Source organism: Actibacterium sp., assembly GCF_041584535.1.
GTDB lineage: Bacteria > Pseudomonadota > Alphaproteobacteria > Rhodobacterales > Rhodobacteraceae > Actibacterium_D.
Genome location: NZ_JBFHDW010000147.1, coordinates 1 through 6,695 on the forward strand (window position 1 = coordinate 1; position 6,695 = coordinate 6,695).

4 protein-coding genes are annotated in these 6,695 nt (G+C 64.0%); 2 read left to right on the forward strand and 2 right to left on the reverse strand.

The features are described from left to right. Positions 1-136 precede the first annotated feature (136 nt). Together ABYW26_RS08600 and ABYW26_RS08605 are read right to left on the reverse strand one after the other, a co-directional pair. Entirely contained in the window at positions 137-3,352 is a 3,216-nt protein-coding gene (locus tag ABYW26_RS08600; RefSeq protein ID WP_372604370.1) for an efflux RND transporter permease subunit, read from the reverse strand. After that, positions 3,345-4,313 (reverse strand): efflux RND transporter periplasmic adaptor subunit, encoded by a 969-nt coding sequence (locus ABYW26_RS08605; RefSeq protein ID WP_372604372.1) that lies wholly within the window; start codon positions 4,311-4,313, stop codon positions 3,345-3,347. Before ABYW26_RS08605 ends, ABYW26_RS08600 begins: the two co-directional genes overlap by 8 nt. A gap of 270 nt (positions 4,314-4,583) precedes the next feature. On the opposite strand from ABYW26_RS08605, the gene deoC reads away from it, so the two are divergent. Further along, the gene (gene deoC / locus ABYW26_RS08610) at positions 4,584-5,588 is read left to right on the forward strand and encodes a deoxyribose-phosphate aldolase (RefSeq protein WP_372604374.1); all 1,005 of its coding nucleotides are present in this window, start codon (positions 4,584-4,586) and stop codon (positions 5,586-5,588) included. A gap of 4 nt (positions 5,589-5,592) precedes the next feature. Beyond that, positions 5,593-6,695, forward strand: a 1,103-nt coding sequence (locus ABYW26_RS08615) for an aldehyde dehydrogenase family protein (protein ID WP_372604375.1), incomplete at its 3' end; no start/stop codon positions are given.

Sequence of the window (6,695 nt, forward strand, 5' to 3'; positions counted from 1 at the left end):
AGGCGCTGAACCCGCTGGGGATCGTGCCGCGCGGCCCGTCCGGGATCGCAGCGGTCATCGCCGCGTATCAGGGCCCGGCGCCGATGGGCGTCTAAGACAACCGGCCCCCGTTTTCAGGCGGGGGCCGGTGTCAATCTCAGGTCTTGAAGATGCGATAGATCGCCGGGATCACCAGCACCGTCAGAGCCGTGGACGAGGCCAGACCGAACAACAATGAGATCGCCAGACCCTGGAAGATCGGGTCGGCCAGAATCACCACCGCACCGATCATCGCCGCGATCGCGGTCAGCAGGATCGGTTTGAACCGGGTGGCACCTGCTTCGATCAGAACATCGACCGTGACTTTGCCTTCGGGGTCGGCATGGCGGATGAAATCGACCAACAGGATCGAGTTCCGCACGATAATCCCCGCCAGCGCGATAAAGCCGATCATCGACGTGGCCGAGAACGGCGCGTTGAACAGCCAATGCCCCAGCATGATGCCAAGGAAGGTCAGCGGCACTGGCGTCAGGATCACCAGCGGCAGCCGGAAGCTGCCGAACTGGGCCACCACAAGGATGTAAATCCCCAGCAGCGCCACACCGAATGCCGCGCCCATGTCGCGGAACGTGACCCAGGTCACCTCCCATTCGCCATCCCACAGCAGGGTGTTCTCGGCCTCGCTCAGCGGCTGACCATGCAGGCTGACCACCGGCGGGGTCAGATCGCCCCAATCCATCGCGTCCAGCTTTTCCTGCACGGCGATCATGCCGTAAAGCGGGGCTTCGAAATCGCCCGCCAGTTCGGCGGTGACCATCTCGGCATAGCGGCTGTTGTGGCGGAAGATCGGGAACGAGGCCTTTTCTTCGACCAATGTTACCACATCGCCCAGTTCAACCACACCGCGCCCGCCGGGCAGGGCGTTGGCCGGAACCGGCGTTGACAGCGTGCTTTCATCCATCACGTTGTCGGCGCGGTCACGCGCGACCACGATCGGGATCGGCGGACGGCCCTCGCCGCGATGGGAATAGCCCACCGTGGTCGATCCGTTCAACAGTTGCAGCGTTTGCAGCGCGTCGGCCTCTTGCACCAGATAAAAGTCCAGATCCGACGGGTTCAGCTCGGCCCGCAGGCGGCGCGGCTGAACGCCAAAGCTGTCATCGGTGTCGACAATGAACGGCACTTCGTCAAAGGCGGCACGCACCTTGCGGGCGACGGCGCGGCGGGATTCGGCATCGGGGCCATAGATTTCCGCCAGCAGCGTCGCGATCACCGGCGGGCCCGGAGGCGGCTCGACCACCTTGATGTTGGTGCCTTGCGGCACGTCCAGATCAGCCAGCATCTGCCGCAGTTCCAGCGCGATTTCATGGCTGGTGCGGTCGCGTTCAGCCTTGCCTTCAAGGTTCAGCTGAACCTCGCCCAGTTCCGGCGTTTGCCGCAGGAAATAGTGCCGCACAAGGCCGTTAAAGTTGAACGGCGCAGCGGTGCCGGCATGGGTCTGGGCCGAGATCACCTCGGGCAGTTTCATCGCCACCAGCGCGGCATCGCGGGCCACGGCATCGGTGGCCTCGACCGAGGCGCCTTCGGGCAGGTCAATGACGATGGCCAGTTCGGATTTATTGTCGAACGGCAACAGCTTGACCGTCACGTCCTTGGTATAAAGCGCCCCCAGCGACCCGAAGGACAGCACGACAACCACCAGCAGGAAAATCCAGCTGACCTTTTTGCTGCGCAACAACGGGCGCGCGATTCTGGCATAGAATTTGCCCAGCTTGCCGCCCTGCCCGGCATCGCCATGCGCGTGATGCAGCGGCGCGCGACCGGCGATTTTCAGCATCAGCCACGGGGTGATGATGACCGCGACGAAGAACGAAAAGATCATCGCGGCGCTGGCGTTGGCGGGGATCGGGCTCATGTATGGTCCCATCAACCCCGACACGAACAGCATCGGCAACAACGCCACGACCACAGTCAGCGTTGCCACGATGGTCGGGTTGCCGACCTCGGCCACGGCGGCCACTGCGGCATCCAGCCGGGTCTTGTGCGGATCCTTTGCCCAATGCCGGGCGATGTTTTCAATCACCACGATCGCGTCGTCGACCAGAATACCGATCGAGAAGATCAGCGCGAACAGCGACACCCGGTTCAGCGTATAGCCCATGATATACGCCGCAAACAGCGTCAGCAGGATCGTCACCGGGATGACCAATGCGACCACGACCGCCTCGCGCCAGCCGATCGCGACCAGCACCAGCGCCACGATCGACACCGTGGCAAGGCCAAGGTGGAACAGCAGCTCGTTCGCCTTTTCGTCAGCGGTTTCGCCATAGTCGCGCGTAACCTCGACCGAGACGCTTTCCGGGATGATCCGGCCTTCCATTTCATGGACCTGATGCAGGATCTGCTCGGCCACCAGCACCGCGTTGGCCCCGGCGCGTTTCGCCAGTGCCAGCGTCACAGCGGGCGAGATCAGGATGTCGTCTTCGGTCTCGCCACGGGTCAGGCTGAACACATGCTGTTCATCCAGATCGCTGACAAAGCCCACCTTGGCCAGATCGCGCACATAGACCGTGCGGCCATCGCGGGTGGTGACCTCAAGATTGCCGATTTCCTCGGGGGTTTTCAGGGTATTGCCCAGAACCAGCCCGATCTGCTGACCGCCATCGCGGATCATACCCGCCGGCGCGGACGAGTTCGCGCCCTGCACCTTGCCCGCCAGCGCCTGTAGCGTCACACCGTAAAGCGCCAGCTTTTCCGGGTCAGGCGCCACACGCAGCGCCTGCGAGGTTTCGCCGACGATATAGGTCAGGCCAACGTCGTCGATCTTGGTCAGGGCGACCTCGACTTCGCGGGCGATGCGGGTCAGGTCGGCCGCTGAAACGCCGTCATGCCCCGGCGCCTGACTAAAGGTCAACGCCACAATCGCCACGTCATTGATGCCGCGTCCGACGACCAGCGGTTCAGGAATGCCGGTCGGGATACGGTCGAGATTGGCCAACAGCTTGTCCCGAACCCGCAGGATCGCGGTATCGGCGGACAGGCCGACTTCGAACCGGGCGGTGACCATGACCTGATCGTCGCGGGTCGAGCTATAGACATGCTCGACCTCGTCGATGCCTTTGACGATGGTCTCCAGCGGTTCAGTGATCAGTTTCACCGCGTCTTCGGCCTTCAGGCCGGCCGCTTGAACGTGGATATCCACCAGCGGCACCGATATCTGCGGCTCTTCCTCGCGCGGCAGCGAGATCAGCGCGATCAGGCCCACTGCAAGCGACGCCATCAGGAACAGCGGCGTCAGCGGCGAGGCAATGAAAGCACGGGTCAGGCGCCCGGCAAGGCCCAGCGCGCCGGAATTCTGCGTGTCGTTACTCATGCTCGGTCACCAGCTTGTCACCAGCCCGCAGGCCGCTGAGAATTTCCACCATCGCAACGCCGTCCTGCATGATGACATCACCCGGAACGACGGTGCGCTGAACGCCATGTTCGCCAGCTTCGACCGTGACGAAATCCAGACCCGACTGCTGGCTCAGCGCCGATTGCGGCACCAAAAGCGCGTCATGAGCGCCCACCGGCACCCGCACCGGCACCCGGCGGCCGATAAAGCGACCGTCCAGCCCGTCAACTTCGACATCGGCCAGAACCCGGCCGCCCGCGATCTGCGGATAGACCTTGATCAGCGTGCCGTTCTGCCCGGCCTCGGACCCGATTTCGATGGTGTCGCCCACGGCCAGCACCCCGGCGAAACGCTCGGGCAGGGCCAGACGCAGGAACACGCCGCCGCCGCCGATCTGCGCCACTTGTTCACCCGGATTGATGACCGAGCCGCGCGCCACCGGCACCGACAGCACCACGCCATCCACCGGCGACAGGACCGCGCCCTCGGTCACTTGTTGTTCGATCACCAGCCGCTGTGCCTGAATGCTGCGGATCTGGTTGTCCAGCACATCGACCGCCGTGCGCAGCTGATCAAGGTTCTGCACCGTGATCACCCCGCGTTCGCGCAGGGATTCACCGCGCTCAAGATCGGTTTTTGCGGTCGCCAGCTGGGTTTGCAACGCCCCAAGCTGAGCGTCGATCGCATCCAGCTGAAAGGCCAGCTTGTCGTCCTGAACCATCGCGATCTGCTGACCGGCGACAACGGTGTCGCCTTCAGTGACCGCAAGAACCTGCACCGTGCCGCCGATCCGGGCGCGCGCGGGAATCAGATCCCGCGGCTCGACCTCGCCATAGACGGCTTTCCAGTTTGTCACTGAAACCTGCTTAATTTCAATGACTTCGGAATGGGCGACGCTGGCAATCATCAGCGCCGATACGGACAATAGAGTTTTGAACATCGCGGGTCTCCTGCGGCTGGGCCAGTTCACCATAAAGATGCATAAACGGCACACCTTGACTCAGCGCAAAGCGGTTTAGGTTGCGGTCTATATATTCTCTTTTTAGAATATGTCTACACCACAGGTGCATTGCCCCCCAACTGTGGCGCGAAAACATCGGCGCGTCACCCGTGAAAGTTCGGGAATTTGCCGATGTGCCCCGGCGCCACCGCTTGCCAAGCCCGGCGGCATCGTGCGACTCTTGCCCCAGCTTGCATAAAAGGACCGCCCGTGCCCTCTGATCAGACCGCCTTTCCCGTGCATGTCGGCCAAGCGGGCCTGCCGCAGATCAGCCTGCCGCGCAATCCCGGCATGGCGCTTGAGGATGACTGGGTGGCGTCGGTGCAGGCCAACACCTCGGCGATCGAGCGCCGCTGTGCCAGCCTGCCGGCGCGGCGGACGGTGAAAAAGGATCATCAGGCGGCGTGGTTGCTAAGGGCGATCACCTGTATCGACCTGACGACGCTGGCCGGGGACGACACGCCCGACCGGGTGCGCCGCCTGTGCGCCAAGGCCCGGCAACCGGTGCGCCACGACATCCTGACCGCTTTGGGCATGGGGCCGATCCATACCGGCGCGGTCTGCGTCTATCATGAAATGGTGCCAACAGCGGTTCAGGCGCTTGCAGGCACCGGCATTCCGGTCGCCGCCGTCAGCACCGGCTTTCCCGCCGGCCTGTCGCCGTTTCACCTGCGGGTGCAGGAAATCCGCGAAAGCGTCGCCGCCGGGGCGGATGAAATCGACATCGTGATCTCGCGCCGCCAATTGCTGGCTGGCAATTGGCAGGCGCTCTATGACGAGGTGGCCGAATTCCGCGCTGCCTGCGGCCCGGCGCATATGAAAACCATCCTTGCCACGGGCGAGCTGGGCAGCCTGCGCAATGTCGCCCGCGCCAGCCTTGTCTGCATGATGGCGGGCGCCGATTTCATCAAGACCTCGACCGGCAAGGAAAGCACCAACGCCACCCTGCCCGTCAGCCTGACCATGATCCGCGCGATCCGCGACTATCATCAACGCACCGGTTATCGCATCGGGTTCAAACCGGCGGGCGGGATCTCGAAAGCCAAAGATGCGCTGGTTTACCTCAGCCTGATGAAAGAGGAACTGGGCGACCGCTGGCTCAGGCCCGACCTGTTCCGCTTTGGCGCGTCTTCACTGCTGGGCGACATCGAACGCCAGCTCGAACACCACGTCACCGGCGCCTATTCCGCTGGCTGGCGGCACCCGATGGGATGACCAGATGACCGTTTCCGAAATCTTCCAGTCGATGGACTATGGCGCCGCCCCCGAAAGCGCGGCCGAGGCGCTGGCGTGGCTGGCTGACCGAGGCCCCCGCTTTGGCCAGTTCATCGGCGGCGCATTCACCGCCCCCGGCCCCGGTTTCGACAGCCGCAACCCCGCCACCGGCGACGTTCTGGCCAACCTGACCCAAGCCACCCAGGCCGACGTGGATGCCGCCGTAGCCGCCGCCCGCCGCGCCCAACCCGCTTGGGCCAAACTGCCCGGCCATGCCCGCGCCAAATACCTGTATGCGCTGGCGCGGCTGGTGCAGAAACATGCCCGCCTGTTCGCGGTGCTGGAAACGCTGGACAACGGCAAACCGATCCGCGAAAGCCGCGATATCGACGTGCCCTTGGTGGCGCGGCATTTCTATTACCACGCCGGTCTGGCGCAACTGCTGGACAGCGAACTGCCCGGCCATGTGCCGCACGGCGTTTGCGGTCAGATCATCCCGTGGAATTTCCCGTTGCTGATGCTGGCATGGAAGGTCGCGCCCGCGCTGGCGGCAGGCAATACCGTGGTGCTGAAGCCCGCTGAATACACCTCGCTGACGGCGCTTTTGTTCGCCGATATCTGCCGCGAGGCCGGCCTGCCCGACGGCGTGGTCAATATCGTCACCGGCGATGGCGCGGTGGGCGAGATGATCGTGACCCACCCCGGCATCGACAAGATCGCCTTCACCGGCAGCACCGAGGTCGGCCGCCGCATTCGCCAAGCCACCGCAGGCAGCGGCAAGGCTCTGACGCTCGAGCTGGGCGGGAAATCGCCCTATATCGTGTTCGAAGATGCCGATCTGGGCAGCGCGGTCGAAGGTCTGGTCGATGCGATCTGGTTCAATCAGGGGCAGGTCTGTTGCGCCGGATCGCGGCTGTTGGTGCAGGAAAGCGTGGCCGAACGCTTCCACGCTAAACTCAAGGCGCGGATGGCGACCCTGCGCATCGGTGATCCGTTGGACAAAACCAACGACATCGGCGCGCTGGTCGACCCCGTGCAACTGGCCCGCGTGACAGAAATGGTCGATCAGGGCGCCGCCGAGGGCCAGCTTTTCCGCACCCCCGGCCC